Source organism: Archangium lipolyticum, from assembly GCF_024623785.1.
In the GTDB taxonomy this organism is placed as follows: domain Bacteria; phylum Myxococcota; class Myxococcia; order Myxococcales; family Myxococcaceae; genus Archangium; species Archangium lipolyticum.
Genome location: NZ_JANKBZ010000010.1, coordinates 264,991 through 287,992 on the forward strand (window position 1 = coordinate 264,991; position 23,002 = coordinate 287,992).

Annotated in this window: 23 protein-coding genes and 1 pseudogene; 13 read left to right on the top strand and 11 right to left on the bottom strand. The window is 69.6% G+C overall.

Features of this window, described 5'->3' with window-relative positions:
* The first annotated feature begins 31 nt into the window (after window positions 1-31).
* The gene (locus NR810_RS23005) at window positions 32-955 is read left to right on the top strand and encodes a GGDEF domain-containing protein (protein WP_257455418.1); all 924 of its coding nucleotides are present in this window, start codon (window positions 32-34) and stop codon (window positions 953-955) included.
* A 40-nt stretch (window positions 956-995) separates the two neighbouring features.
* On the opposite strand, the gene NR810_RS23010 is transcribed toward NR810_RS23005, so the two are convergent.
* On the bottom strand, window positions 996-1,913 hold the full coding sequence (locus NR810_RS23010) for a GGDEF domain-containing protein (RefSeq protein WP_204220536.1): 918 nt from the start codon (window positions 1,911-1,913) through the stop codon (window positions 996-998).
* Window positions 1,914-1,989: 76 nt separating this feature from the next.
* Window positions 1,990-3,033: an asparaginase gene (locus tag NR810_RS23015; RefSeq protein WP_257455420.1), complete on the bottom strand. Its 1,044-nt coding sequence runs from the start codon at window positions 3,031-3,033 to the stop codon at window positions 1,990-1,992.
* A 70-nt stretch (window positions 3,034-3,103) separates the two neighbouring features.
* Here NR810_RS23015 and NR810_RS23020 point away from each other — a divergent pair, with 70 nt between their 5' ends.
* From NR810_RS23020 to truD, 3 genes are read left to right on the top strand one after another with little or no spacing between them, the layout of a single operon-like run.
* Window positions 3,104-4,084 (top strand): DsbA family protein, encoded by a 981-nt coding sequence (locus NR810_RS23020; RefSeq protein ID WP_257455421.1) that lies wholly within the window; start codon window positions 3,104-3,106, stop codon window positions 4,082-4,084.
* Between the two features lie 7 nt (window positions 4,085-4,091).
* Entirely contained in the window at window positions 4,092-5,498 is a 1,407-nt protein-coding gene (locus NR810_RS23025; protein ID WP_257455423.1) for a DUF4388 domain-containing protein, read from the top strand.
* Window positions 5,495-6,517 carry a tRNA pseudouridine(13) synthase TruD gene (gene truD / locus NR810_RS23030; protein WP_257455425.1) on the top strand — a complete coding sequence of 341 codons (1,023 nt, stop codon included), beginning with the start codon at window positions 5,495-5,497 and terminating at the stop codon, window positions 6,515-6,517. Before NR810_RS23025 ends, truD begins: the two co-directional genes overlap by 4 nt.
* A gap of 110 nt (window positions 6,518-6,627) precedes the next feature.
* On the opposite strand, the gene NR810_RS23035 is transcribed toward truD, so the two are convergent.
* Window positions 6,628-8,223 carry an OmpA family protein gene (locus NR810_RS23035; protein ID WP_257455426.1) on the bottom strand — a complete coding sequence of 532 codons (1,596 nt, stop codon included), beginning with the start codon at window positions 8,221-8,223 and terminating at the stop codon, window positions 6,628-6,630.
* A gap of 18 nt (window positions 8,224-8,241) precedes the next feature.
* Complete coding sequence (locus NR810_RS23040) at window positions 8,242-8,559, bottom strand: DUF4398 domain-containing protein (RefSeq protein WP_257455427.1); 318 nt, start codon at window positions 8,557-8,559, stop codon at window positions 8,242-8,244.
* Window positions 8,560-8,718: 159 nt separating this feature from the next.
* On the opposite strand from NR810_RS23040, the gene NR810_RS23045 reads away from it, so the two are divergent.
* Complete coding sequence (locus NR810_RS23045) at window positions 8,719-9,705, top strand: HEAT repeat domain-containing protein (RefSeq protein WP_257455428.1); 987 nt, start codon at window positions 8,719-8,721, stop codon at window positions 9,703-9,705.
* On the top strand, window positions 9,702-10,625 hold the full coding sequence (locus tag NR810_RS23050) for a DUF1460 domain-containing protein (protein ID WP_257455429.1): 924 nt from the start codon (window positions 9,702-9,704) through the stop codon (window positions 10,623-10,625). The genes NR810_RS23045 and NR810_RS23050 overlap by 4 nt, the downstream gene beginning before the upstream one ends.
* Window positions 10,626-10,641: 16 nt before the next feature.
* Here NR810_RS23050 and NR810_RS23055 read toward each other — a convergent pair whose 3' ends face one another.
* Together NR810_RS23055 and NR810_RS23060 are read right to left on the bottom strand one after the other, a co-directional pair.
* Window positions 10,642-11,085 carry a DUF2007 domain-containing protein gene (locus NR810_RS23055; protein ID WP_257455431.1) on the bottom strand — a complete coding sequence of 148 codons (444 nt, stop codon included), beginning with the start codon at window positions 11,083-11,085 and terminating at the stop codon, window positions 10,642-10,644.
* Between the two features lie 59 nt (window positions 11,086-11,144).
* Window positions 11,145-11,501: a response regulator gene (locus NR810_RS23060; protein WP_257455432.1), complete on the bottom strand. Its 357-nt coding sequence runs from the start codon at window positions 11,499-11,501 to the stop codon at window positions 11,145-11,147.
* A gap of 151 nt (window positions 11,502-11,652) precedes the next feature.
* Between NR810_RS23060 and hpf the strand changes: the two genes are divergently transcribed.
* The 3 genes from hpf (at window position 11,653) to NR810_RS23075 (ending at window position 15,113) form a co-directional block, all read left to right on the top strand.
* Window positions 11,653-11,997: a ribosome hibernation-promoting factor, HPF/YfiA family gene (gene hpf, locus NR810_RS23065; protein ID WP_257455433.1), complete on the top strand. Its 345-nt coding sequence runs from the start codon at window positions 11,653-11,655 to the stop codon at window positions 11,995-11,997.
* Between the two features lie 125 nt (window positions 11,998-12,122).
* Complete coding sequence (locus NR810_RS23070) at window positions 12,123-14,108, top strand: MXAN_5187 family protein (RefSeq protein ID WP_257455523.1); 1,986 nt, start codon at window positions 12,123-12,125, stop codon at window positions 14,106-14,108.
* 108 nt (window positions 14,109-14,216) lie between these two features.
* Window positions 14,217-15,113 (top strand): NAD(P)-dependent oxidoreductase, encoded by an 897-nt coding sequence (locus NR810_RS23075; protein ID WP_257455434.1) that lies wholly within the window; start codon window positions 14,217-14,219, stop codon window positions 15,111-15,113.
* Window positions 15,114-15,157: 44 nt separating this feature from the next.
* Here NR810_RS23075 and tuf read toward each other — a convergent pair whose 3' ends face one another.
* Together tuf and NR810_RS23085 are read right to left on the bottom strand one after the other, a co-directional pair.
* Window positions 15,158-16,330 (bottom strand): elongation factor Tu, encoded by a 1,173-nt coding sequence (gene tuf, locus NR810_RS23080; RefSeq protein ID WP_257455435.1) that lies wholly within the window; start codon window positions 16,328-16,330, stop codon window positions 15,158-15,160.
* Window positions 16,331-16,613: 283 nt separating this feature from the next.
* A complete protein-coding gene (locus tag NR810_RS23085) occupies window positions 16,614-17,237 on the bottom strand; it encodes a TetR/AcrR family transcriptional regulator (protein ID WP_306818420.1) in 624 nt (207 codons plus the stop codon).
* Window positions 17,238-17,413: 176 nt separating this feature from the next.
* Between NR810_RS23085 and NR810_RS52840 the strand changes: the two are divergent.
* The 3 genes and pseudogenes from NR810_RS52840 to NR810_RS23095 all read left to right on the top strand — a co-directional run.
* A pseudogene (locus NR810_RS52840) lies at window positions 17,414-17,494 on the top strand (hypothetical protein); the annotation flags it as partial.
* Window positions 17,495-17,637: 143 nt separating this feature from the next.
* The gene (locus tag NR810_RS23090) at window positions 17,638-18,309 is read left to right on the top strand and encodes a hypothetical protein (protein ID WP_257455436.1); all 672 of its coding nucleotides are present in this window, start codon (window positions 17,638-17,640) and stop codon (window positions 18,307-18,309) included.
* A gap of 56 nt (window positions 18,310-18,365) precedes the next feature.
* A complete protein-coding gene (locus NR810_RS23095) occupies window positions 18,366-19,640 on the top strand; it encodes a DEAD/DEAH box helicase (protein ID WP_257455438.1) in 1,275 nt (424 codons plus the stop codon).
* A 36-nt stretch (window positions 19,641-19,676) separates the two neighbouring features.
* Here the strand turns inward: NR810_RS23095 and NR810_RS23100 are convergent, their stop codons facing one another.
* The 3 genes from NR810_RS23100 to NR810_RS23110 form a co-directional block, all read right to left on the bottom strand.
* Window positions 19,677-20,123, bottom strand: a complete 447-nt coding sequence (locus NR810_RS23100; RefSeq protein ID WP_257455439.1) for a ribonuclease E inhibitor RraB — start codon at window positions 20,121-20,123, stop codon at window positions 19,677-19,679.
* A 356-nt stretch (window positions 20,124-20,479) separates the two neighbouring features.
* Window positions 20,480-20,797: a hypothetical protein gene (locus NR810_RS23105; protein ID WP_257455440.1), complete on the bottom strand. Its 318-nt coding sequence runs from the start codon at window positions 20,795-20,797 to the stop codon at window positions 20,480-20,482.
* 110 nt (window positions 20,798-20,907) lie between these two features.
* Window positions 20,908-21,873 carry a hypothetical protein gene (locus NR810_RS23110; protein WP_257455441.1) on the bottom strand — a complete coding sequence of 322 codons (966 nt, stop codon included), beginning with the start codon at window positions 21,871-21,873 and terminating at the stop codon, window positions 20,908-20,910.
* A 167-nt stretch (window positions 21,874-22,040) separates the two neighbouring features.
* On the opposite strand from NR810_RS23110, the gene NR810_RS23115 reads away from it, so the two are divergent.
* Entirely contained in the window at window positions 22,041-23,000 is a 960-nt protein-coding gene (locus tag NR810_RS23115) for an HNH endonuclease (RefSeq protein WP_257455521.1), read from the top strand.
* Window positions 23,001-23,002 lie beyond the last annotated feature (2 nt).

Sequence of the window (23,002 nt, forward strand, 5' to 3'; positions counted from 1 at the left end):
TCGCTATGGTGTGAGGTCTGGAGAGGTGGGAATGAGGATTACACGAGCCATCGTCATCGAGCCGGGTGCCGCCGGGCGCCGCAAGCTGAAGGAGGGCCTGGAGAAGGCGGGACTCGGGGTGTCCGCCGTGGCGGGGTGGGAGGAGGCACAGGGCCGGGCCCAGCTGGTGGTGCTGGGCCCCACGGTGGAGAGGCCGGCCCAGGTGGCGCGCGCGGTGCGGGAGCAGCTTCCGCAGGCGCTCGTGCTGGCCGCCCAGGAGAAGCCCGGGAAGGCCAGCTTCGCGGAGGGCGTCCTTCCGCTCCCCGTCTCTCCGAAGGATCTACGGGTGCGCCTGCCCGAGCTGGTGAAGCTGCGGACGCTCACCCGCGGCCCGTCCGTGCGCAAGGCGCGCCGGGAGCGCTCCGCGTCCGCTCCCGAGACGGTGCGCACCTCGGGAGAGGCGCTGTTGGATCCGCTCACCCAATTCTACGCCTTCGCGCACTTCAAGGACTTCGTCTTCGTCGAGGTGAAGCGCTCGCGGCGCCACGGGCTGCCGCTGGCCCTCGCGCTGGTGGCCTTCGATCCGTTCGAGGTGCGGGTGGGCCGTGAGCTGCGCGAGCAGCTGCATGGAGGCCTGGCGCTCGCCATCCGGCGCTCCCTGCGCGACACGGACTACCCGGTGCAGTACTCGGCGGATCGGGTGCTGCTGCTGCTTCCCCACACGGACTTGGCCGGAGCCCACACCGTGGCCCGCCGCGTCTGCGAGCGCGTGGCCCGCTCCAGTCTCACCTTCGACGACAAGGTCATCCACCCCACCGTGTCCGTGGGGCTGGCCGCGCTCGCTCCGGGGCGGGAGCTGTCCTTCTCCGATCTCATCCGCCAGGCCCAGAACTCCTTGGAGTCGGCCCGGTCCGCTGGCGGCAACCGCGTGGAGATGCTCGCGGAGACGCCGGGACTGGAGATCGAGGGGACGTAGACCCTCACCCCGACCCTCTCCCAGGGGGAGAGGGCCTGACTCACGGACCGCTGATGGCCTTGCCGTCCACGCGGTTGCGGCCCGCGCGCTTGGCCCGGTAGAGGTACTTGTCCGCTGCGGCGATGATGTCCTCCGCCTGCGCGAAGTCCGAGTCGTGCAGCGTGGCCACGCCCAGGCTGATCGTCACCTTGATGGGCGTGCCCGCGAAGATGAAGTCCGTGCGGTCCACCGCCACCCGGCAGCGCTCGGCGCACGACAGGGCCTGCTCCTCACCGGACTCGCGCAGCATCAGGGCGAACTCCTCGCCTCCGTAGCGCGCGAACAGGTCCTCCGTGCGGATGGTGTCGCTCACCCGCTGCGCGATGCGCGCCAGCACGTAGTCGCCGGCCGGGTGCCCGTACACATCGTTGATCTTCTTGAAGTAATCCACGTCGAACATCACCAGGGACAGGGCCACCCGGTGGCGCAGGCAGTACGCGAACTCCTTGCGCAGCGTGTCGAGGAAGAACTTCTTGTTGTACAGGCGCGTCAGCCCGTCCCGCGTGGCCGACTCGTAGATGCTGCGCTGGTAGGCCTCCTCCAGCTGATCCTGGATGGAGAACTTGAGCACCGTGTTGGAGCCGATCTGGATCTTGTCGCCGTCGTACAGCGGCGCGGCGCTCACCTTCAGCCCGTTGAGGAACGTGCCGTTGGTGCTGCCCAGATCCACCAGCTGGAAGCGCCCATCCCCGAGCGACACCACCTTCGCGTGCTTGCGCGAGATGCCATCGTCCTCGACCTGGAACTGCGCCTCCGTGCTTCGGCCGAGCACCGTCTCCGATCGATCCAGCTTGAACATCCGGCCGATGCCCGCCGGAGACTTCGTGCTGATGACGATCAGATACGCGCTCTGCTGCTGTGGCGCCGCGGCACCCAGCAGGTCCGAAATCGAATGGACGGCGGTCTTCTCGTCGGACATCGTGCCCCCCATCTTATGGGCCGGAGATGATTACCAGCAAGCAGGCCTCGGACCGGACGCCCACGGATGGTCGCTCCTAACGCGCGCGTTTCGAGTTTTTGGCCGGGCGCTCCTGAACGGCTGGAGGGCGCTCGGTCATCTCCCCGACAATTGGCGTCTGGATGAAGCGTGCCAGCGCCTCCCTGTTCCGGTGGTAGGCGAGCCCCTGCATCAGCTTCACCAGCGCCGCCGAGGGCGTCATGTCGCCCCCGCTCAGCGCCCCCTCCGCGAGTGCCGCCGCCCCGGACTCGTAGAGCGTGAGGTCCACCCCATTGCGGTGCGCCTGGCTCACCACCACCACCGGCACCTCGCGCTCGCGGGCCTGCCGGAAGAGCGGGAGCAGCGAGCGCCCGAGCGCCGGGTCGATGGGGACATTGCCCGCGCCATAGGCCTCCACCACCAGGCCGCGCACGTGGGGCAGCAGGGCCAGGGGCAGGGCGGGATCCAACCCCGGGAAGACCTTGAGCAGGAAGACGCGGGGCTCCAGCTTCTCGCGCAGGCGGAAGGGCCCCTTCTGTCGCAGACCCGGCGCGAAGGTGGCATCCACTCCGAGTATGCCCAGCAGGGGGCAGTTGGGGCTCTCGAAAGCGTCGTACTCGGACACCTTCACCTTGCGGGTGCGGTTGCCGCGGTAGAGGTGGGAGTCGAAGCAGATGCTCACCTCGGGAGGCCCCTGGAGGGCGGAGAGCACCGCGTCGATGAGGTTGAGCCGCGCGTCCGAGCGGATTTCACCCAGGGGCCGCTGCGAGCCCGTCATCACCACCGGCTTGGGCAGCCCGGGCAGCATGAAGGAGAGGGCGCTCGCGGTGTGGGCGAGCGTGTCCGTGCCGTGCGTCACCACGGCGCCGTCGAAGTCCGGCAGCCGGCGGTGGAGGTGCTCGGCGAGCCGGCTCCACAGCTCCGGCTGCATCTCCGAGCTGTCCAGGTTGGAGAAGAGCTCCAGCTCGATGTCGGCGAGCTGGAAGAGCTCGGGGCAGCGGCGCTCGAGCGTCTTGAAGAAGGCGGCGGGACGCAGGGCGGACGGGCGGCCTCCGGCCATTCCCAGGGTGCCGCCGGTATGCAGCAGGAGGATTCGGGGCATATCGCGGGGCCCCTCCCTCGCAGAGCCGGGGTTGCTTTACAAGCCCCGCGCGCATCGCTAAGACCGGCCCGTGCTCCCTGCCCGTTTCAATCGAGTCCTCCTGGCGCTCTCCGTGGCGCTGCTGGCCGCTGCTTGTTCCAAGAGCTCCGAGGCCGCCGCTCCGCCCCAGGCCGCCGCCCCCAAGCCTGCCGCCCCGGCTCCGAGCGCGCCTCCCCCGGCCGCCGCTCCGGCCCGCGGTGGCGACGTGCTCTCCGGGATTCCGGGCATGGACTTCTCCGCGCTGCCGCCCGCCGCGAAGCGCGAGCTGTCCACCGTCCTCACCGATGAGTTCTGCTACTGCGGCTGCCCCCACACCCTGGGCCAGTGCCTGAAGGGGCACACCACCTGCCAGCACGGCAAGCGCATGGCCCGTCTGGCGGCGAAGCAGGCCGCCGCGGGCGTGCCGGCCACGGAGATCATCGTCGCGCTCTCCGAGTACTACGCCTCCTTCCGCGCCCCCCGGAAGACGCTCGAGGTGGACCCGCGCATGTGCATGGGCGACCCCAAGGCCCAGGTGACGCTGGTGGAGTTCTTCGACTTCGAGTGCCCCTACTGCGGCAAGGCCCGCCCGCTGCTGGAGGCCTTCGCGAAGAAGAACGCCAGCCGGGTGCGCATGTGCGCCGTGCCGTTCCCCCTGCCCATGCACCCCAACGCCATTCCCGCCGGCCAGGCGGCCATGTGGGCGCGTGACCAGGGCAAGTACTGGGAGATGCACGACGCCCTCTTCGAGAACGCGCAGAACCTGTCGCCCGCGCGCATCGTGGAGATCGCCAACAAGCTGGGGCTCAAGGGCGCGGACCTGCAGAAGGCGCTCCAGGCCGGCACCTACGCGAAGGAAGTGGAGAAGTACAAGAACCTGGGCCAGGCGGCCAACATCCACGGCACGCCCAGCCTCTTCTTCAACGGCCGCTCCTACGACGCCAACATGGGCCTCACCGAGGACGCGCTCACCCACACCCTGGAGGACGAGCTCGAGTGGCGCGCGAACAAGAACGCGTGGGCCGCCGACTGATGGCGCCATGAGCCAACGCTTCCGCATCGACGGCTCCCAGCTCGTCCCCGACGAGCGTCAGGGTGCGCAGCAGCCCTCCCCGCTGGTGGGCCGCACGGGCTCGTACGTGCTGCAGCCCACCTCGCCGGATCTGCTCGTCTTCTCGCGCACCCCCGCAGAGGGCGGCGCGCTGGCCGCTCCGCGCGTGGTGCTGTCCGGGGACGCGGCTGGCTTCCCGTTGTCGGACCTCATCGCCTTCCTCAGCCAGGCGCGCTGGAGCGGCGTCGTCCGCGTGCAGGCGCCCGGCGGTGAGCGCTCCGTCATCCTGCGCGAGGGCGAGGTGCGCGGCGCCACCTCGGATGTGGTGGCGGACCGGCTGGGCGAGGTGCTCGTCCGGCTGGGCTACGTGGACCGGCCCCAGCTGGAGACCGTGCTGCGCGAGCAGCCTCCCTCGAAGATCGGCCGCACCCTGGTGGAGCGCGGCCTGCTTCAGGCGCACGACCTGTTCAAGTGCGTCACCCACCAGGTGAGCGAGATCTTCCACGCCATCGTCCTGTGCCGCGAGGGCAGCTTCTTCCTCGTGGACCAGCCGGTGGAGGACAAGCTCGGCCACAACATCCAGCTGTCCACGCAGAGCCTGCTGATGGACAGCATCCGGAAGATCGACGAGCTGGCGCACTTCCGCAAGCGCATCCCCCACAGCCGCCTGTACGTGCTGCGCAAGGGGCAGATGAACGCCAAGCTGGACGCGGATGAGGACAAGGTGCTGGCGCTGGTGGACGGCCGCCGCACATTGCTGGACCTGGGCCAGGCCGCCCGGCTGTCCGAGTTCGACGTCACCAAGGTCGTCTACGGCCTGTTGGAGGGCGGCTTCGTGCAGCTGTCCGACAAGCCCATGGGTGGCACGGCGCAGTCGCTGTCCGGCCTCCCCGCGGTGCGCCCGAAGACCTTCATGGGCATTCCCGTGGTGCGCCCGTCCTCCACCGGCCTGCCGGCGGTGCGGGTGTCACAGTCCGGGCTGCGCGCCATCACCCAGTCGGCCACGCAGACCCCGGTGCTGGACGTGCGCGAGGTGGTGCGCGTCTTCAACCGCATCTTCCGGGAGATCGCCTCCGAGGTGTCCAAGCAGGGTCTGGCGCGTGAGTTCATCGCCTCGGCCAACGCCGCGCTCTCGGGCCAGGCGCTGTCCTCGTCGCCCGTGCTGGCGGGGCTGGCCTTCGCTCAGGACGGGAGCCTGCCGGATGTCCGGCTGGTCGAGTCCTACGAGCGCTACCGCGCCTCGCTGGGGCCGGAGCCGCTCGCCGCCTTCCGGCAGGCGCTCAGCGACGTCATGTTCTTCCTCCTCTTCCAGGCCGGTGAGCTGCTCGAGTCTCGCGCGGACGAGGACCTCGCCCGGCGCGTGAAGGACATGCTCGCCACGCTCGGCGGGTCATGAGCGACGCTCGGCTCCCCCGGCTGACGGAGGACGTGCCGGGGTGCGGTGGCGCCTTCAAGCTCGTCCCCGAGGACTTCGAGGTGGAGGAGCTCCCCGCCTACCAGCCCTCGGGGGAGGGGGAGCACCTGTACCTCTGGGTGGAGAAGCGCGGCCGGGACACCCGCGAGCTGGTGCGTGCCCTGGCCACCGCGCTGGGCGTGGACGAGGGAGACGTGGGAGTGGCCGGCATGAAGGACCGGCAGGCCATCACCCGGCAGCTGCTCTCCGTGCCGGCAAAGGCCGAGCCGCGTGTCCCGGACTTCTCGCTGGAGGGCGTGCGCGTCCTGTGGACCCGGCGCCATGGCAACAAGCTGCGCACCGGGCACCTGCGGGGGAACCGCTTCCGGCTGCGCCTGAGGGGCGTGCGGGACGTGGGCGCGGCGCGCGAGAGCTTCTCCCGGTTGAGCACCCGGGGCGTGCCCAACTACTTCGGCGAGCAGCGCTTCGGCCGCGACGGCGACAACGCGGACTTCGGCCGCCTGTTGGTGCTGGGCCAGCGGCTGCCGCGCCGGCCCGACAAGTTCCAGCGCAAGCTGTACCTCTCGGCCTTCCAGTCCCGCCTCTTCAACCGCGCCCTGGTGGACCGGCTGCGCGCGGGCACCTTCGACACGGCGCTCCTCGGGGACGTGCTGCGCAAGGAGGAGACGGGAGGCCTCTTCGTCTGCGAGTCGCCCGAGGTGGATGGGCCCCGCGCCGCCTCCTGGGAGGTGAGCCCCGCCGGGCCCCTCTTCGGGCCGAAGATGACGGCGTCCGCTCATGCCGTGGCCGAGGCCGAGGCGAAGCTGCTCGCCGATGAGGGTGTGACGCTGGACGACTTCAAGCGCGGGGGCGACGAGACCCAGGGCGGGCGCAGGCCCTACCGGGTGCGGCTCTCGAATCCGTCGCTCGAGGTGGAAGGGGAGGACGTGGTGCTCACCTTCGAGCTGCCCAAGGGCTCCTACGCCACCGAAGTGCTCCACGAGTTGCTCAAGGACGGCTGAGGACCCTCACTCCCGTTGGAGTTCATGAGAGTCCCTGAAAAGGAAGAGGGTGCTCGCGGCCCGGAGGACGCGGCACCCTCACCCCGACCCTCTCCCGGAGGGAGAGGGGGTTACTGCTCGACGATGTTGAACTCGGTGCGGCGGTTCTCCGCGCGGCCCTTCGCCGTCCCGTTGGTGGCGATCGGCTTCTCCTCACCGTAGCCCACGGCCTCCATCCGGCCCGGGTCGATGCCGCGCTTGATGAGCTGCGCCATCACCGAGTCCGCCCGAGCCTGGGACACCTTCAGGTTGACCAGGTCCTTGCCCAGCGAGTCCGTGTGGCCCTCGATGCGGATCTTCTTGATGCTCGGCATGTCGAGCAGCACCTGCGCCACGTCGTCGAGGACGGCGAAGCTCTCCTTGCCGATGATCTTCGCCGAGCCGGAAGCGAACTTGATCTGCTTCTTGATCTCGACCTTGTTCTTCTTGACGACGACCATCTTGTACTTCTTGGCGCACCCGCGCTCGTCCTTCACGCCGGGCTCGTCCGGGCACACGTCCACGCGGTCCGGGATGCCGTCCCTGTCGGTATCCGGATCCGGGCAGCCACGCATCTCCTTCGGACCGGCCTGCTCGGGGCACACGTCCATGCGGTCCACCAGACCGTCCTTGTCGGTGTCCGGATCCGGGCAGCCGCGCATCTCCTTGGTACCGGCCTGCTCGGGGCACACGTCCTGGCGATCCACGACCCCGTCGCCGTCCTTGTCGTCATCCGGGCAGCCGCCGTTCTCCAGCGGGCCGGACGTCACCGGGCAGCGGTCGATGCCATCGGGGATGCCGTCGGCGTCGTTGTCCAGGTCCGGGCAGCCGTCCTCGTCCTGGAAGCCGTCCTTGTCCTCGGGCTCCTCCGGGCACTTGTCCTGCGAGTCCTCGACGGCGTCCCCGTCCTTGTCCGTCCGGGGGCAGCCCAGGTTCTGGATGGCACCCGCGGCGTCCGGGCACTTGTCCGCAGTGTCGATGAGGCCGTCCTGATCATTGTCCGGATCCGGGCAGCCGTCCTCGTCCTGGAAGCCGTCCTTGTCCTCGGGCTGGTCGCGGCACTTGTCGGCGTTGTCGGAGACCGAGTCGCCGTCGCTGTCCTTGGGCGCGTCCTCCGGGCAGCCCTGGTTGGACAGCGGGCCGGGCGTGAGCGGGCACTTGTCGTTGCCGTCCAGCACGTCGTCCTTGTCGTTGTCCGTCTCCGGGCAGCCGTCCGAGTCCTCGAAGCCGTCGCGGTCCTCGGCGCGGTCCGGGCAGGGATCGTCCTTGTCGAAGATGCCGTCGCCGTCGGAGTCCCGCTCCTCGATCTGCACCACCACCTGCTGCGAGGGCTTGGGGGTGATCTCCACCTGGGTGGGCGACTGCGGGGTGGGGGTGTCCGGCTTCTCCTTGACCAGCACCTTCTGGGGCGCGCAGCTCTTGGAGGACTCGAGCGCCCGCTTGATGGCGGTCTCGGCGGTGCGGATGTGCACCGAGGCGCGGTAGCTGGTGCCCTGGCTCAGCTCGCCACGGGCGAAGTCGAGGTGGGCCTCGGCGGTGGCGAGCTCCACCGGGGCACAGCGCATGGCGCCACTGCGGCGCGCGCGCTCGATGTCGGCCTGGATGACCTCGGAGTCCGCGCGGACCTTGTTACCACTCACGCAGGCCACGGAGAGCAGGAGCAGCGAGGAGGCGAAGAGACGTCGCATCGGGAGGGGGCTCTCGCGTCAGGGGTTGGGGCTGGAAGGAGGAAGTTCTTCGCCGTTGGCGTTGGCCATGGCCCGCTGGCGGGCCTCGGCGGCGAAGCGGGCGGCCTTCTCCGCGAAGTCCACACCGGCCTGGTAGTCGGAGTAGCTGACTTCCTCGCGGGCCTTGTGGATGTAGAGGTTGGCGGCCGTCCACTCGTAGGGGGCCAGCTTCTCGGCGCCAGCGGTGCGCGCGGCCTGGATCTGCACCTCGGCATCCAACAGGTGCGAAGTGGACCTCACGGGACCACAGCCGGCGAGGGCTCCCGCCGCAGCCACCAGTACCAGGAGTCGCTTCATGGGAGGGGCCTCGGGATAAGGGCTGGAAGACACTGGCCCCGGTCGTATCAATCGCGTCGGGGAGGGTCAAGAATCGGGCACTCCCACATCTCCGAGGGAGGGAGCGGGCCGGGACGGGGTTTTGACAGCCCGGCGCGGGGCTTGTCATCGTGGCCGGCCGTGCGCACCCTGCCCGCCTGCCTGCTGCTCGTCCTCGCACTCACCTCGTCGTCCGTCCTGGCCGCGCCGCCCTCCGTGCAGAAGCGCGTGGAGCGCCGCGCGGAGACGGAGCAACTCGTCCTTCAGGTCCTGGAGGGGAAGCTGGCCGTGCCCACCGCCGTCTCCCGTCTGCGTCTGTTGCGCGAGGAGGCCCACGCGGCGGGGATGATCTCCCAGGCCCTCCCCCGGGTGTTGGAGCCCCGGCGGCTGCGGGACGTGACGGCCGTGCTGGCCGGGCTGGAGGTGCGCACGGCGGAGCCCACCCTGGTGGCCCTGGCCAGGCACGAGGACGGGGCGGTGCGCATGTACGCCGTCCAGGGCCTGGGCAAGCTGCGCAGCCAACGCACCGACGTGATGCTGCCCCTGCTGCAGGACAAGTCGCTCGGGGTGCGCCGCGAGGTGGCTCGCGCCCTGGGTGCCACGCGCAACCCCAAGGTGGGCAAGGCGCTCCTCGACTCGGCGCGCGTGGAGACGGATCCCCAGACGCGCGTCCTGCTGCTGGAGGCGGTGGGAGCCTCGGGCGACAAGAAGCAGGCGCCGGCCTTGAAGGCCTTCCTCGACGACAGCTCGGAGAGCACCCGCTTCTCCGCCGCCCGCGGGTTGTGCCTGCTGGGCGCTCCCGAGGGCTTCGACTTCTCGCGCAAGCTGCTGGCCTCGGAGGACAAGCTGGTGCGCCGCCAGGGCCTGGCCCTCTACGAGGGACTTCCGGTGAAGCAGTCCACCCCCGCGCTCCGCCCGCTGCTGGAGGACAAGGACCGGACGCTCGCGGCCGGCGCGGCCCGCATCCTCTACCAGGGAGGCGACAAGACGATGATGTCGTGGTTGGTGCTCGCTTCGTGGAACGCCAAGGGCGAGGAGAAGCTCACCTACGAGAAGGAACTGGAGACGCTCCAGCTCGCGGATGACGAGCGCAAGGCCATCCTCCGCAAGGCCGGGGTGGTGAAATGAAGGCACTCGCCCTGGCCGGGGCACTGCTCGCACACGCGCCCGCCTCGAGCACCTCGCCGGCCCCGGCCGCGCCCGGAACGCCGGCGCGCAAGCCCGCCACGGCCCCGGTGGTGGTGTGGGCCTCGCTCAGTGAGCAGGAGCGCGCCACCTTCATCTCCGAGGACTCGCGCCTCCCGTTGCGGGAGCGGTTGCTGCGCGTGAGCGAGCGCTTCCTGGGCACGCCCTATGTCCACTCTCCGCTGGGGGAGGGGAGCGGGGTGGATCCAGACCCGACCTTCCGGCTGGACGCGGTGGACTGCCTCACCTTCGTGGAGCAGGCGATGGCCATGAGCATGGCCCGCGCCGATGCCGAGGTGGCGGGGCTGCTCGAGCGCCTCCGGTACGCGAACACCCCCACCTACGAGGACCGCAACCACCTGATGGAGGCCCAGTGGCTGCCCAACAACCAGCGCAAGGGCTTCCTGGCGGACGTGACGCGGCGCTACGGCGGTGAGGACACGGTGCGCGTGCAGAAGGCGCTCACCGCGCTCACCTGGACGTCGCGCTCCTCGATGGCGCTGGGGTTGCCCAAGGCGCACCAGCCCCGGGGCACCTACAGCCTGGACATGATTCCGCTGGACAAGGTGATGGCGCACGCGCGCCAGCTGCCCTCGGGCACCATCCTCGTGGTGCTGCGCGAGGACCTGCCGCTGAAGGCCACGCGGGTGACGCACCTGGGCTTCGTGGTGCAGAAGGGCAAGCGCACCTGGCTGCGCCATGCGCGCCGAGGCGTCGATGGCAACGGCCGGGTGGTGGACGAGGACCTGGAGACCTTCCTCGCGCGCAACGCGAAGTACGACAAGTGGAAGGTCTCCGGCGTGAGCCTCTACGAGGCGCGCAACCCCGATTCGGGCAACGGCGAGCTCGTCAGCTCCCCCTGACGGCTCGCGGACCCGCTCAAATCGCTCCGGGTGGAGGGCTGGTGGCTTCCGTGGCCAGCTCCTCCTCCTCGGCGGCACGGGCGGCCTCGTCGGCGGTGGCGTCCAGCTCGGCCTTCTCGCGCGACAGCAGCTGGATGGCGCGCTCCAGGTACTCCTCGCCGACCATGATCTCCCACCAGGGCTCCAGCACGCCGGTGGTGAGGACGTCCACGGAGCCGGTCCGGCGCGGGCGGACGAAGACGGGGATGCGCTCGGTCTCCAGCACGCGGACGTAGTCGTCCGCGGTCAGCGGATCCTCCGCCGTGGCCGCGCGGACGAACTTGCGGGTGTCCGCCTCGCTCGAAGACTGGGCCTGGTGCTGGCGCAGGGTCTCCGCGTCCACCAGCAGGCTGCCGGGGCAGTCGGCGCACTCCTTCACGCCGTCCTGGTACTCCGAACCGCACTGCATGCAGTACTTCATCGGGCCTCCCTCCAGGAACCACACCCTGGCAACCGGGCTCGATTTTAGCACGGACCGCCTCAGTGCCTGGCTGCTTCCCCCAGACTTCCCACCGCCGCTGACAAGCGCTCGACATCGATGGGCTTGCGCAGCACCACGTCACAGCAGTCGGAGTCCACGTTGGTGTAGCCGGACACGAGGATGACGCCCGCCTTGGGCTGACGGTGCTTCACCTCGTGGGCGAGCTCCGTGCCACACATCCCGGGAAGGGACTCGTCGGTGACCACCACGTCGGGGTGACCGTCCTCGAAGGCCCTCAGCCCCGAGACTCCATCCGGCGCCGTGATGACGTCGAAGTCCACCTCGAGGAGCTCCGCGAGGAGCTCGCGGCTGTCGCCGTCGTCCTCGACCAGCAAGACCTTGATTCGCTCTCCCATGCGACTGAGCAACCCCAGTGGTGGGCGAAATCGTCCGCGTCCGCCCGGCGCTCCGTCCCCCGGCAGGTGGGCGGGCGAGGGAGCTCGCACGAAAGCCGCTCACCGAATGCTTCCGGGCTGACCATTTTGAAGGCCCAAGGGAGGTGACGGCATGAAGGTGTTGATGCGAGGAGTCCACCTGGATCTGACCGACTCGTTGCGGGACTACGCCAACCAGCATCTGGTGGAACCCATCGCCAGGTACATCGACGACGAGGCGACCGAGATCGAGATCGCGATGGTGGACATCAATGGTCCCAAGGGGGGCGTGGACCAGGAGTGCCGGGTGACGGTGCGGATGCCGGGGTTCGCGGGTATTCACATCACGGAGACCGCGGAGACCATGTTCCAGGCAATCGACGCGACGCGTGATCGTCTGGAGAAGACCGTCAAACGCACCGTGGAGAAGCGACGGGAGGCGAGCAGCCAGGGCCTGCCGGACGACGTGCGCTTCTAGCGCGCGGGCGGAGCCCGGACCCCTGGTTGGTGTCCGGGCTCCCAGGCGGACCTGCCCCGATTCTTGCTGGCCCCGAGCGGTGGAAGCTATAAGCGGGACCCTTCACCCCGGGCTAAAGGTCGGCGATGGTCCGCTTCAAGTTCTTCCTCTTCGCGCTCCTGGTCCTCGGACTGGGACTGGCTCATCTCCCCCTGCTGTCGGGACCGCTGAGCGCCCAAGCCGTGGATGGTGCTTCGGCGCCGACCCTGGCGGCCATCTCCGAGGTGGCCCGGGCGCTGGAGGCGCGCCGGCTCGTGGTGCAGGGACTGGCGCTCAAGCTGGCGGCGAGCCCGGACGTGGCGTCCGCGGTGCAGCCCCAGGTGGTGCCGCTGCCCAGGGGCAAGGGCATCCGCATCGTGGAGCCGCCCGTGGCCGAGCGTTTCACCGGGCTGCGCTCCTCCGCCCAGGGTCTGGTGCCCGAGGCGCTCAAGGGCTCCATCGTCCTCGCGCTCGCCACCAACGACGGCTCGCTGTACGCGCGCGCCGACGGCGAGCCCGCGTCGGATGACACGCTCAACGTGCAGGAGCTGCTGAAGGCGGGCAGCGAGGGCGTGGTGGTGGACGCGTTCGACGCGGCCCATGTCTTCTTCGCCGTGCCGGTGCTGTGGAACGCCGAGGGCGGCCGCTCGCAGGTGGCCGCGACCGTCCTGGTGGGCGCGCCGCTGGTGGTGGACGAGAAGGCGCTGGAGTCCGCGGCCCATTCGTCCGGTGTTGCCGCGCTCGCGGTGGTGAAGGGGGACAAGGTGCTGGGCTCGGCGGGCTCGCAGAAGGCGCTCGCCGACGAGGCCCTCGAGAAGCTGCAGGCGGGCCAGGTGGGCCACGTGGTGCAGCGCGGGGGCGTGCGCGGGCTCATCGCCCAGCTTCCCCAGGTGAAGCTGCCGCTGCTCACCCAGCCGGATGACTTCAAGGGCGGCGAGGCTCCGCTCGCGGTGGGTTCGCGCAAGGCGCTGGACGGGGGCTACGAGGTCGTGGCCGTGTCCAGCGTGCGGCCCTTCATGAGCGCGCTGGCGGACTACCAGCAGAACGCCCTCTACGGCCTCGTGGGCCTGCTGGGCTTCTCCCTGGTGTGGACGCTGGTGATGGGCTCGGGTCAGAGCGCCTCGGCCGCGGCTCCCGCCAAGAAGGAAGAGAAGAAGAAGAAGAAGGGCAAGAAGGGCCAGGAGGAGGAGGCCAGCGAGCCGGCTCCCGCGCCCGTCGCGGCGGCGCTGCCCGTGCAGGCCACGCCGGAGCCGCCCGTGCCTGGCCCGGATGACTTCCCCTTCCCGGCGGCGCCCGCCGCCGCGCGGCCCGTGCAGGCGGAGCCCGCCCCGGCCGGAGACGCCTTCCCGTTCCCTCCGCCTCCGGCTCCGGGCGCGGATCCGTACGCGGCCCAGGCTCCCGCCGCGGACGCCTTCCCGTTCCCCCCGGCTCCAGTGTCCGGGAACGACCCGTTCGCCGCGCGTCCCGGGGCGGATGCCTTCCCGTTCCCCTCGGCGGATGCACCCCCGGCTCCGGGCGTCGCCTCGGCGGCGGCCCCCCGGGGCGCGTTCGCCTTCGAGGACCAGCCGACGGCGGCCTACTCGCTGCAGCAGGCGGCGGATCCGTTCGCGGCGGCCGCGGCACAGGCCGGACTGCCGTCCTCGGGCTTCGGCGATGAGGACGCTCCTCCCGAGAGGACCCGCGTGGCGGCCATCCCGCAGGAACTGCTGGCTCGCGCGGCCCGTCCCGCGACGACCGAGATTCCCGTCCAGCGCGCGCCCGGGCACCCCGGGGTGGCCGCTCCGTCGTTGGCGCCCACGCCCGTCATGGGCACGCCGATGGGCGGCATGGCCACGCCTCCGCCGCCTCCTCCTCCCAGCGGAGCGATCGCCTGGTCCGAGGAGCAGCACTTCCAGGACGTCTTCCGCGAGTTCGTGGCCACGCGCGAGCAGTGCAGCGAGCCCAACGACGGCCTGACCTACGACAAATTCGTGGCCAAGCTGCGCAAGAACAAGGAGCAGCTCGTCCAGAAGTACGCCTGCAAGACGGTGCGCTTCCAGGTGTACGTGAAGGAGGGCAAGGCCGCCCTCAAGGCCACGCCCGTCAAGGACTGACGCGAGGCGCGGACGAACTGTCGTCTTCAGAGGGCTCCAGGTCCGCATGACCTGGGGCCCTCTCTCTTTTCCTGGTAGCTCTGGCGGCTCGCTTCCGGAGGAGAGCACATGAAGGTGGGCTTCATCGGTCTGGGGAACATGGGCCAGCCCATGGCGGGGAACCTGCGCGCGGCGGGGCACGAGCTGGCCGTCTACAACCGCTCGCGCGAGAAGGCCGAGCCGTTGCGTCAGCAGGGCGTGCGGGTCGCGGACTCGCCGGCGGACGCGGCGCGGGGGGCGGAGGTCGTCTTCTCCATGCTCGCGGATGACGCCGCCGTGGAGGGGGTCGTCTTCGGAGACACGGGCCTGCTGGCCGGGCTGGGCCGGGGAGCGCTCCACGTCTCGTCGAGCACCATCTCGGTGGCGCTGTCGGAGCGATTGACCGAGGCGCATGCGAAGGCCGGGCAGCGGTACGTGTCGGCACCGGTGTTCGGCAGGCCGGAGGCGGCGCAGGCGAAGCAGCTCTGGGTGCTGGCCGCGGGCGCGAAGGAGGACGTGGAGCGGTGCCGGCCACTGCTGGAGGCGGTGGGGCGCGGGCTCACGGTGCTCGGCGAGCGTCCGTCCGCGGCGAACGTGGTGAAGCTGTCGGGCAACTTCCTCATCGCCTCGATGACGGAGGCGCTGGGGGAGGCGTTCGCGCTGACGCGCAAGTCGGGCATCGAGCCGCAGGTGTTCCTGTCCGTGTTCCAATCGGTGTTCGCGCGCTCGCCCATCTTCGAGCGCTACGCGGAGCTGATCGCCAGGGAGCAGTACGAGCCCGCGGGCTTCAAGCTGCGGCTGGGTCTCAAGGACGTGCGGCTGGCGTTGGAGGCCGCGGGAGCGGCGGAGGTGCCCATGCCCCTGGCGAGCCTCGTGAGGGACCACCTCGTCGAAGGCGTGGCCCGGGGCCTGGGAGACAAGGACTGGACGGCGCTCGGGGCGCTGGCGGCGGAGCGGGCCGGATTGGACGAGCCCGGCTCGAAGTAGGAAAGGGAGCGCCGCCCCCGTTGCCGGAAGCGGCGCTCCCCTTGTCACCTCACCGCCGTGACGACGCCGGCGCCAATCGTCTTCCCACCCTCACGGATGGCGAAGCGCATGCCCGGCTCGACCCCGATGGGGCGCAGCAGGCGGAAGCCCACCCGGGCCCTGTCACCCGGCTGGACGAGCCCCTCGCCCACCACCTCCACCGTCCCCGTCACGTCCGTACTCCCGAAGAAGAACTGCGGCGTGTACCCCGTCCCGAACGGCGTGTGGCGGCCTCCCTCGTTGGCGGACAGCACGTACAGCTCGGCCTCACCCTCGGCGTGCGGGTGGATGGAGCCCGGCGCGCAGAGCACCTGGCCGCGGGCCACCTCCTCACGCTTGAGCCCGCGCAGCAACAGCCCCACGTTCTCCCCCGCACGGGCCTCCGGGCACTGCCGGTGGAAGGACTCGATGCTCGTCACCACCACCTCCCGCGGGCCCCCGAGCCCCACCAGCTCCACCTGCGCCCCCGCCGTGAGCACCCCGCGCTGGATGCGCCCCGTCACCACCGTGCCGCGCCCCGAGATGGTGAACACGTCCTCGACGGGCATCAGGAACGGCGAGGTGTAGTCCCGCACCGGCTCCGGAATGTGCCTGTCGAGCGCGTCCACCAACTCGCGGATGCAGCGCGTGGCGTCATCCTCCACCCGCCCGGCGGTGACGGCCTCGAGCGCCTTGAGCGCCGAGCCCTTCACCACCGGCACGTCCTTGTAGCCCTGGGTCGTCAGCAGCTCCTGCGTCTCCAGCTCCACCAGGGTGAGCAGCTCCGGGTCCGCCACGTCCACCTTGTTGATGAACACGACCATGTGCGCCACGCCCACCTGGCGCGCCAGGAGGATGTGCTCACGCGTCTGCGGCTGCGGCCCCTGCGAGCCGTCCACCAGCAGGATGGCGCCATCCATCTGCGAGGCGCCGGTGATCATGTTCTTCACGTAGTCCGCGTGACCGGGGCAGTCGATATGGGCGTAGTGACGCGTGGCCGACTCGTACTCGACATGGGTGATGTTGATGGTGATGCCGCGGGCCCGCTCCTCGGGCGCGCTGTCGATCTGGTCGTAGCCCAGACCCTTGCCGCCATGCAGCGCGGCCATCACCTGGGTGAGGGCGGCGGTGAGGGTCGTCTTGCCGTGGTCCACGTGGCCGATGGTGCCAACGTTGACGTGCGTCTTCTGCGTGCCCATGGGAGTGCTCCTGGTTGTGGGCCGGGCCGGCCCGGGTGAAAGCGCTGGAAAAAGAAAAACCCCTCGGACCACGCGGGCCCGAGGGGTCGGCCAGGGAAGGCGCTGACGGACTCAGCCGGTCAGAGCGCCACCTCGCGCCGCGCACGCGGGTCTCGCGACGAGCGGTTCGCCGCTGAGACTGAGACTGATGACGTGGGCGCGAAGGAGGTCATGGCCGTGGGAGGAAATGAAGAATCCAGGGAGCACGGACGCGGGGAGGCCGGAAGACCTGACACGCCCCGGCTCAGACTTCGATTCCCCGCAGGAAGACCCGAAGCAGTGTGTCCGCGCCCCGGAGGAGGTCGTCGATCTGCTTCGTCTCCACCGCTCGCATGAGCACGCTTCGCACCATGCCCAGCAGCAGCGTCGCGTAGAACTCCGAGCCCTCGCTCCGCAGCTGTCCCGCGGCGACTCCGCGCTGGAGGAGCTGCTCCACCCGCTTCGTCAGCTCCACCAGGGTGCCCGCTCGCTGGGGGTAGCCGGAGCCGCGGAAGACCTCCGACTGCACCACGATGGCGAAGAATCGGGCGTGCTCGTGGAAGTGCCCGAACACCTCGTCGAGCAGCGCGCGCAATTGATCCCGGACGGGGCGGCCCTCCACCTCGGCGAGCACCTGGTCCACCTGGGCCAGCAGCGCCTCGCGCCGGGCCTGGATGAGCACCAGCAGCAGCGCGTCACGGTCCTCGAAGTGGTTGTACAGCGTGCCCACCGACACCCCCGCCCGCGCGGCGATGTCCTCCATCCGGGCCCCGAATCCCTGCTCGGCGAACACCTCCTCCGCCGCCGAGCGGATGGCGTCCGTGGTCGCCTCCCGGAGGCGGGCGCGCAGCCGGGACGCGGGTGGTTTTTTCGCTGAATCCCGATTCATTTCCTGAGTCCGGGCTTGATCTTCCTCTAGAGACGGACAGGGTGTCACGCTTTCCAGGCAGCGGCCCATAAGGGCCACGATGCTGTTGGAGAACAGCGAACGTCAGCAGCTGCGGCGGTGGCTGGCCTGCCTTCACCTGCCTCCAGCCGCTCCTGGAGGGCTTCTGCGCGCGGCTGCTGCCGTGCCGCGAGGATGCCGAGGACGCGGCGCAGGCGGCGCTGTTGGATGTGGCCATGGGAGATCGGGAATGGCGAAGGAGTTCGCCGAGCGGCTGGCCTCACCGGGCAATGGCCAGGGCGACTTCTATGAAGTACCGCTCGCCGCCGTGGGGCTGTCCGCGCCGGGGAAGTCGCACGTGTGCTAAGGCCACGAGTGAACGACGCCGGGTGGGAGGCTCCCCATGTCCAGATGCGTGGCCTTGCGGTGTGTGTTGGCACTCCTGCTCCTGGTCCCGGCCATGGCTGGGGCGGAGCAGGGGAGGAGCTGGGACGCTCCCACCCGGGAGGGCGGGAGCCGATCGCGGCTGCGGCTCGTGGAGGAGCCGGCCGGAGACGCGCCGAGGCGCATCCCGGATGTCGTGCAGGTGGCTCCACTCGAGCACCCCCTGGGGATGAGGCTGCTCGTCGAGACGGGGGCGGGGTTGGGGACCGGCCTCGCGGGAGGGCTCGTGGGCGTGGGGCTGTACATGATGGGGAGCGGCCTCCGTCTGTTCAGCGGCGATGACGGCCGGGGGGTCCTTCCCTTCGCGCTCGCGGGAATGGCCGCCGGTTTCCCGCTGGGAGTCTGGTGGGGCGGCGCGTTGATGGCGGGGGACGGGAGCCTGTTGTGGACGGTCGGAGGTTTCGCCCTGGGAGCGCTCTCGACGGTGGGGCTGTGGAACCTGGCGGAGAGCTCACGCGAGCCGCTCGCCAGCATCCTCGTGGTCGCGCCCATTCCCCTGGCGATGGCGGGGGCGCTGCTGGGATACGAATTGTCCTCCAGCGCTCGGAAGAAGGCACGGGGGCTCCAGGTCCAGCCGGCCCTCGTGCTCGGCGCCAACCACCAGGCGATGGTGCTGGCTGGCAGCTTCTGAGCGAACGGCTCGCCGGCTGGATGGCCCTCGCGGGGACGGCGTGGTACCCCCATGCCGTGAGCGATACCTTCCAGCAGCTCGGTCTGTCCCCCGAGTCCCTCGACGCCCTGCGCCGCGCGCGCTTCTCACGGCCCACCCCCATCCAGGCCCAGGCCATTCCCCCGGCGCTCGAGGGCCGGGACATCATCGGCTGCGCGGCCACGGGGACGGGCAAGACGGCCGCGTACGTGCTGCCCCTGGTGGAGCGCTTCGCGGGCCGCAAGGGGACCCTGGGGCTGGTGCTGGCACCCACCCGCGAGCTGGTGCAGCAGATCTCCGAGCCGGTGGAGTTCTTCGGTGGGTCGCGCGGTGTCTCGCACGCGGTGGTCATCGGCGGCGAGGACATGGCGGCGCAGGCGGAGGCGCTCAAGCGCAAGCCCACGCTCGTGCTGGCCACGCCGGGGCGGCTGGTGGACCTGCTGGAGTCGCGCGCCGCGGCGTTCCCGCATCTGGAGGCCCTGGTGTTGGACGAGGCGGACCGGATGCTGGACATGGGCTTCCAGCCGCAGCTCGAGCGCATCCTCGCGGCGCTGCCTCGGAAGAGGCAGACGCTGTTGTTCTCCGCGACGCTGGGACCAGACGTGAGCCGCTTCGCCCGCGAGGAGCTGTACCGGCCGGTGCGTGTGGAGGTGACGCGCAGTGGCACGCCCGCCGAGCGCGCCGAGCAGCGGCTGTACGTGGTGAAGCCCGAGGAGAAGTCGGCGCTGCTGCTCACGTTGCTGGCGCGGGACGAGGAGACGGCGCTCGTCTTCACGCGGACGAAGGAGCGGGCGGACAAGGTGCACCAGGCGCTGCAGCGGGCGGGGTACCGGTGCACGGTGCTGCACGCGGACCGGACGCAGAACCAGCGCAACCAGGCGATGAAGGGCTTTCGGGATGGGACGTACCGGTGCCTGGTGGCCACGGACATCGCGGCGCGGGGACTGGACGTGGAGGACGTGGGGCACGTCATCAACTACGACCTGCCGCACGCGCCGGAGGACTACGTGCACCGCATTGGCCGTACGGCGCGCGCTTCCGCGAGTGGCGTGGCCTCGACGTTCGCCACGGCGAAGGACCGGCTGATGGTCGAGCGCATCGAGAAGATCATGCGGGCGGGGATTCCCCGAGCGACCGTGCCGCGCGAGGACCCCGTCTTCCAGGCGGAGGTCGAGCGCCTCCTGGCCGCGCAGCGGGACCCGGGCCCGCCGCAGAAGGACCACGGTGTGTCCAAGAAGGAGCCAGGACAGACCCCGGGACGGCACGCGCGGACGCACGGGAAGGGGTCGCGCTCGGGCCAGTCGGAGAAGTGACGCTCGACCCCGAGCAGGCCGACTCCGCCGGTTCGTTCACTTCGGGTGGGAGGCGACCTCCAGTTCGTACCCGTCGTATTGACCGGAGTGCTCCTGTGCCAGGTGCTCCAGGGAATCCCGCGCCGAGTCGAACTGCTCTCCATCGCTGACGAAGTGCTCGACCAGCACCAGCCAGTTCTTCCCATCGGCGCTCTTGCGGCTCGTCACTTCGAAGCCGCGAGTGACGAGCTGGGCCGCCACCGCTTTGCCCACCTTCGCCGTGGTGAAGTACAGGTAGTGCCTGACATGCCGGGGCTTGGAGACGTCCGAGGCGCTCTCCTCTGACTTGGGCTCAGCTGACGAGGCAACCGTGCCCTCCGGTTCCGGGGGACTGCCGATGTCCTGCTCGGGCCGCCATTCCTCCGTGAGGGAATACACCAGAGCCTCATGGTTCCAGATGGAGGCGATGGGCAATTTGCGCTGCTCGTCGTTGAGTTCCCGCACCAATGTCTCCTTCATCCCTTCACAGATCAGCCAGGCCAGCACCCTGCCTTCCCGGCTCCTTGCTCCAGCTCGCCGGTATACGGTGGGAAGCCCTTGCTCTGGCGGAACGGGCTGATGAGCGACGACCTCGACGATCCTCTGGGAGACCGCCACGGCCGCTGGGTAGAAGGTGAAGTATGCATCCGGACTGGTGGCCAGGGCCGTGAAGTCCGATGGTCGAGTGGTGAAGAATCCGGGTAGGACGCGGATGGCATCCCCGTATTCCGGGTCCCTGGCAGTGTAATGCACATAGGCCAGCCCTCGAGGCGTGCTGATCTCGAGAATGTCCCCGGGCCGGGCTCGCTTGCGCTTGGTCGTCACCGGCCCGTCCACTCCAGGTACACCTCCCGCTGCCAGGACTCGAACATCAGCTCCCGGGCATGGCGCAGGGGCTGTGAGGAGGGTCGCACGTCACGGGCGAGCCAGGTCAGCGCCCGTTGGAATTCGTCCTCGCGCAGCCGCACGGGCTCCTGGCCACTGCGCGGCGTGTGGACGAGGGGCTTCCCCTGGCCCGTGTCCAATCGGACGGAGTGGCTGGCGCTGGCACACCCGAAGAGGGTCACCAGCGCCAGGGACACCAGGGCGAGCACGCCCGCGCGTGGACACGGAACTGGGACGGAGGCGGCGAGGTCCATTCACCCTGGAGCCTATCGCAGGTACCACTCGCCGCCGTGGATTTGCCTGTACCTGCTCGGTGTCTGCTCCTCGGAAGTGAGACGGGAGGAGCGGGCCCGGCGTCTGGTGACTACTGGAGCTCGACGTAGGTGAGGAGCCGGGTCGTCCGGGTCTCCTCGTACGGGTCGTGGGTCAGGCTTCCGGTGAAGAAGTCCGCGTAGCTGTTCGCCTTGGCCCGCCAGGTGGTGGTCGCCCACACGCTGTAGGAGCCGGCGGGGAAGGTGGTGACCGGAGCGATGTCTGCAGGGAGCGGGAAGGGAGTGAACGAGGTGATGGAGACGGGCGCCACCACGGTCCAATCGAGGGGACCCGGCCCGACCTTCGCGGCGAGCTCCACCTCCGTCAGGTGCGCGGAGACATCGGGGCTCCAGCGCAGGACGAGGCCCGAGCGCGAGGCGCTGCCCGGAGATTCCTGGGTCCCCACGGTCGGCGAGGTGATGCTCAGGGGGGCCAGGAACGTGACCTTCGCGGACGAGGTGTCGCTCACGGGCATGTTCGTCTGGACCGCTCCACCCTGGAGATTCGTCGCGTCACCCGAGGTGACGTTGAGCATGGGGGTGATGGTGTCGAATGGGGCCGTCCGAGCGATCGCCGGGACCGGGAGGGGCATTGTTCCGGAGGCGTCCGTGCTGAAGAGGAACTGGCCGTCCAGGATGTACCAGAGCGAGGCGCTCACCGAGCTGCCCTGGTAGCGGCTGCCCTCCACCGTCACGGCGAGGGACTGGTCCACCGGGTGATCGAGCGCGAGTTCCAACCCGCTGATGGTGGTGCCGGAGCTCACGGCGATGCCCCTCAGGAGCCCGACCCGGAGGACCTTTTTGGTGGTGCCCTCGGTCTCCCGGGCGAAGAGGTCCACCTGGCCGGGTTCGTCACCGTGAACGTCGATGCTGAAGGAGCCATCCTCGGCCAGCTTCGTGATGCCGGAGAGCCCCTTGCCGACCGCGGTGACGGACAGATTGCTGACATGGGTCGCACCCGTCACCCGGCCCGTCAAGGTGCCCTGCTTCGTCCAGGGGATGGCCGACAGGAATCCCACGAAGCCAGGTAACCAGGATGAATCAATGTGAATGAGACGCCCGAGCCTGACCGCACTGGCCCAGGTGTCTTCGGAGATGAGGTTGTTCCACCCCATGTTTCGAGTCCTTCACTGTCTCTCGTTCAGGACCCTCCACTGCGGGCATGGACACAGGACGTGCCTGGTTGGTGCTCTCTCTGGGCTCGGAGCGCGAGTACGCAGGAAATGTGGGTTATGACGACGAGCTGGAGACGGTCTACCGCTACGACAGCTTCGTCCCTAATCATCTACAGTTGAGCAAAGGGGATCTGCTGATCCTCTGCAATCGGGTGAAGGTCCTGGGCATTGCGAAGATCTCCAGGATTCTTGCGCACGATGGATCCAAGGAGTTGAGCCGCTGCTCGGTATGCGGGATTGCCACCATCAAGGTTCGCAAGAACAAGCGTCCGCAGTACCGGTGCAGGGATGGCCATGAGTTCGACAAGCCGGATGTGACCTCGGAGCAGTGCATCCGCTATTCGGCCTGGTTCGATGGAGCCTTCCAGGCTGTTCGCGGCACAATCCCTGTGCAGCAAGTGCGTGATGCCTGCCCGAGATACAACGGCCAGCTCGCCATGCAGGAGGTGGACCTCTCGCTCCTGGAGGGTATGGCGAAGAACCTGCTTCGCATGGCCGAGGCGCTACCCGAAGCGGTGCGGGGCCTCGGTCTGGTCGCGGCGGATGCGGCAGAGGATGCGTACGTTCCCGATGGGCGTGATGAAAGAAAGCGCATCGCACGTGAAATCCGTGCGCGCCGGGGACAGGCCGCCTTCCGTCAGAAGCTCCGGGAGCGCTTCAGGGATACTTGCGTGGTGACCCGGTGCAGGCTGCCAGACCTGCTCGAAGCGGCTCACATCTCCCCCTATCTGGGCGAGAAGGACAACCATCCCTCCAATGGGCTGCTGCTTCGTGCGGACATCCACACGCTCTTCGATCTGGACCTGCTTGGCATCCATCCGGAGACGCTCGTGATCCATCTGCACCCGAGACTGAAGGGCATGGGGTACGACTCATTCTCCGGTGTTGCACTCGAGTGTGAGCCACAAGGGCTCAGCAGAGAGGCATTGGAAGCTCGCTGGAGCCAGTTCCAGGCGGGTTTGCAGAAGTAGCG